Origin of the sequence: Prosthecobacter sp. (genome assembly GCF_044373815.1) — a bacterium.
Lineage (GTDB): Bacteria > Verrucomicrobiota > Verrucomicrobiia > Verrucomicrobiales > Verrucomicrobiaceae > Prosthecobacter.
The window spans coordinates 1-3,393 of the sequence record NZ_JBIPNG010000607.1; the positions used below are offsets into that span (position 1 = coordinate 1).

A 3,393-nucleotide genomic window follows, 5' to 3' on the forward strand; every position below is an offset into this window, starting at 1 on the left:
ACCGGCATCGGCCGCTACTACGCCATGGACCGTGACAAGCGCTGGGAGCGCAACCCGCTCGCCTGGGATGCCATCGTCCTTGGCCGTGGTGAAGTCCGCACGGATCTGCCCAGCGCCGCCGTGCAGGCCGCCTATCCGAAAGACCCGCGTGGGGATGAGTTCATGCAGCCCATGATTTTCTCCAACGCCAACGAGCAGCGCATCCGCGATGGCGATGTCATCTTGTGGTTCAATTTCCGCGCCGACCGCGCCCGCCAGCTCAGCGATGCTTTCCTGAAAGCAGGCTTTGATGGTTTTGACCGCGAAGTCACTCCGAAGACCGGCTACTACACCCTCACCGAATACGACGCCACCTACACCGACCTCGGTGCCCGCGTGATCTTTGCTCCTGAGAGCCTGAGCAACAACCTCGGCCAGGTCGTGGCCGCCGCCGGACTGACCCAGCTGCGTGCTGCGGAGACGGAGAAGTACCCGCATGTGACTTTCTTCTTTAACAGCGGTGTCGAAGAGCCGAATCCCGGTGAAGACCGCTACCTTGCCATCAGCCCGAAGGAAGTGCCCACCTACGACAAGAAGCCGCAGATGAGCGCGCCCGATCTCACCTTTGAAGTGATGCGCCGTCTGGAGAGCTACGACCTTGTCATCATGAACTACGCCAATCCCGATATGGTCGGCCACACCGGCGTCGTCGAAGCAGGCATCCACGCCTGTGAGACCATCGATCTCGGCGTGCGCCTCATTGTGCAAAAAGTGCTCGAACTCGGCGGCAAGCTCTTCATCACCGCCGACCACGGCAACTGCGAGACGATGCGCAATCCGGATGGATCACCCAACACCGCGCACACGACCAATCTTGTCCATGGCATCTACGTCGCTGCGGATGCGAACAGCTACACCGTCGCCAACGGCAAGCTGGCGGACATTGCTCCGACGCTGCTCGACATGCTCGGCGTGAAGACATCGGCTGAGATGACGGGGAAGAGCCTGCTGGTGAAGAAGTGATGTTTGAATCATGCGCCTTCTCTTCCTCTGCTCCCGCAATCAATGGCGCAGCCCGACGGCGGAGAAGGTGTATCAAAACGATCCGCGTGTGGAAGTGCGCAGCGCTGGCACCAGCGCTTCCGCACGCTGCCGTGTATCGGAGAAGCTGCTGCGGTGGGCGGATCGTGTGATGGTGATGGAGCATGCGCACAAACAGCGGCTGCGGGAGCAGTTTCCTGAAGTCGTGCGTGATTTGCACATCGATGTGCTCGACATTCCGGACGATTTTGAGTTTATGAATCCGGAGCTGGTGGCGTTGATTCGTGAGCGGGTGGAGCCGCTGCTGTAAAGGTGCGAAAAACTCATGCAGGAGCGCGGAATTTATTCCGCAGCGCTCCGCAAGCATCCACCCCTCCGCGCTCATCCTCCAGCCATCGCCGTTCCAACTCGCGTGTCCCACCTTGCATGCCACAGGCAAGGTGATCCTCGGCTTGAAGGGAATGACGCGTGGCTAAGAACCTGCCGCTTCGGCGGAGTGCTGCGGAATAAATTCCGCGCCCCTGTTGAGCTTATGACTGCGGTAGCACATTGGGTGCTTATCACGCCGCTTTGCGCTGCGGCACGAGCTGCCACAGGCCCACCACGTGCTCCCAGCGGCGGATGCCGGTGTCGATGAGGAAGATCATCAGCAGGGCGAGCAGCAGGGCGGGCCAGAGTTCTTCATATTGCACGGCCTTGGTGGTTTCGAGATTGGGGAGGCGTTTGGCATCGGTGAGGTAATCACCGCCGGTGATGCGCACGGCTTCCTTCAGCAGTTCTTCGTTCACGGTGCCAAGGCTGGCTTCAGTGGAGGGATTGTGAATGAGGCCGGTGGTGACCATCTCGGCACCGAACTGGGCGCGGATGAGATACACACCGGCCTGCGTCGGTTTGAAGTCTGCCACATACGTGCCGGGCGCATCCTGGCGCAGCGTTAGTTTTTGCACGGCCTTCAGCGGCGCACCCAGGGCATCTGCCGCCACGTGAAACACCTCGGCGGAGACGGTGGCGTTGTTTGCGCGCGTGCCGGCGTCTGCAAGCAGATCGACACTGATGCGTGCGTCATCGCCTTCCATGCGTGCGGAGAGATCCATGAGGCGTCCCTGCGGGGCGCGGGCGGTTTCACGCAGCACCTGGGACCAGAAGCGGCCATAGCCGCTCCAGCGTGCGATCCACAGGGAGGCCCAGCGGCTCTTCGCATCCGAGGTGAAGGCGGTGGCCTTGCCGAGACCGAAGCGCCAGTGCGCGAGCAGTGGATCTCCCGTTTCAGTGACGAGCGGCACCTGCGCCGAAGTGCGGCGCGTGGTTTTCACGTAGCCGAGCAGCTCGGGCGAATCCCACTTTTCAAACCCGGCGAGGATGGGATCTTTTTCCTTCAGCTCAGGCATGAAGGGCTCTTCCCGGATCATGCGGCCGGTGTGCATGAGGGTGTCCTGCGTGAAGATGCGGGTGATACTGCTGGCATCCATCGTTGAATACGACTGCCCGCCACCGCTGGAGGCGATGGCCTGCAGCAGCGCCACATGAGAGCCTTCGCCGATGGCGACGGTGGAAATCGTCAGGCCTTCGCCACGGCATTGCGTGGCAAGTTGTTCGTAGCCGGAGCCTGCGGTCTGGCCATCGGTGAGGATGATCATGTGCTTCACGCGGGCCTTCGTGCGCAGCAGGGCCTCGCGCCCGAGCTGGAATGCGGGAAGCAAATTGGTGCCACCACCCGAGGCAATGGCGGCGATCTGACCGGACACCGCATTCGTGGAGGTCAGCCGCGTCATCGGCGCGACGACGTGGGCCTCCGAGTCAAAGGCCCACACGCCGAGGGAGTCGTTGTGCCCGAGCACTTCCGCTGTGGCGATGGCGGCGCTCTTGGCCATCTCGAGCTTTTCTCCGGCCATGGAGCCGGAGCGATCCATCACGATGGCGACGGCGGCGCTTTGCTTTTCTTCCTCGTCGGGTGCCTTGAGCCGCACGGGCAGCACTTCTTCAATGGGGGTGCGATAGTACCCACCCACGCCGAAGGAACCCGGACCGCCGAGCATGACGAGGCCGCCGCCGAGTTTATCGACGTAATCGCGCAGCGCATTCATGAGCGGCTCGCCAAGCTGGTGCGCGGGAACGTCGGAGAGAATCACGCCATCGTAGCCGCCGAGCATTTCAAACGTGATCGCGAGATTGCCCGGCTGACGCATGTCGAGCTCGATGCCTTCCTTTTCCATGGCCTGCATGAGGTAGCGGCCTTCGGCGGCGTCGGATTCGATGTAGAGCAGTCGCAGACGTCCGCGTACATCCACGATGGCGAGGGCGCTGTCATTGCCGGGCAAGGTGTCGCCAGCGATTCCTTCCAACACGGCGCGGTATTGGAAGGTGTTGCGCGTG

At 62.0% G+C, this 3,393-nt stretch carries 3 protein-coding genes; 2 read left to right on the forward strand and 1 reads right to left on the reverse strand.

Features of this window, described 5'->3' with window-relative positions; genetic code table 11:
- Both gpmI and ACIREA_RS29020 read left to right on the forward strand, forming a co-directional pair.
- Nucleotides 1-1,002, forward strand: a 1,002-nt coding sequence (gene gpmI / locus ACIREA_RS29015; RefSeq protein WP_397385810.1) for a 2,3-bisphosphoglycerate-independent phosphoglycerate mutase, incomplete at its 5' end; no start/stop codon positions are given.
- 10 nt (nt 1,003-1,012) lie between these two features.
- Complete coding sequence (locus ACIREA_RS29020; protein ID WP_397385811.1) at nt 1,013-1,330, forward strand: low molecular weight protein tyrosine phosphatase family protein; 318 nt, start codon at nt 1,013-1,015, stop codon at nt 1,328-1,330.
- 250 nt (nt 1,331-1,580) lie between these two features.
- On the opposite strand, the gene ACIREA_RS29025 is transcribed toward ACIREA_RS29020, so the two are convergent.
- On the reverse strand, nt 1,581-3,393 hold a 1,813-nt coding region (locus ACIREA_RS29025), incomplete at its 5' end, for a glutamine amidotransferase (RefSeq protein WP_397385812.1).

What these genes read in the sequence shown, in the direction of transcription:
- ACIREA_RS29020 (WP_397385811.1), top strand. Translation starts at nt 1,013, where the DNA reads ATGCGCCTTCTCTTCCTCTGCTCCCGCAATCAATGGCGCAGCCCGACG.